Below are 408 nucleotides of genomic sequence, written 5' to 3'. Positions count from 1 at the left end.
TTCTGTATAGGTTTGGATAGTTTCATCTAGCTTCTCTACTACTTTAGACAGTTCCGCGGTAGATAATTCATCCAGACTTTCCCGTTCGATTTCAGGGATGATCTCTTTTTCTAACAGCTCTTCGTACATCTGACCAGATCTTTCTACCAGACCTGAACTATACCGTTCTACGGACTTGCGCCAGACAAATGTAAATTTGTTGGCATTCGCCTCAATCTTAGTTCCATCAATAAAAATGGCTTCTTCATCAATTAGCTGTTTTTGTACCAGCTGGCAACGAAATTGCACGAAGCACTGGCGTAGTACTTCTTTTACTTCAGGATGAACGCGAAATCGATTGATGGTGCGATAGCTTGGTTTATAACCTTGAGCTAACCACATCATGCGAAGGCTATCTTTTAACAGTCC

General features: G+C 41.4%; 1 protein-coding gene. It reads right to left on the bottom strand.

All coding sequences use genetic code 11. The annotated features are described in order from the left end of the window. Window positions 1-408, bottom strand: a 408-nt coding sequence (locus CSV76_RS17080; RefSeq protein WP_143560394.1) for a transposase, incomplete at both ends; no start/stop codon positions are given.

Origin of the sequence: Sporosarcina sp. P17b, assembly GCF_002743115.1 — a bacterium.
Lineage (GTDB): Bacteria > Bacillota > Bacilli > Bacillales_A > Planococcaceae > Sporosarcina > Sporosarcina ureae_C.
Note: the sequence above shows the minus strand (reverse complement) of the source record. Positions and strands in the feature narration are given on the sequence as shown.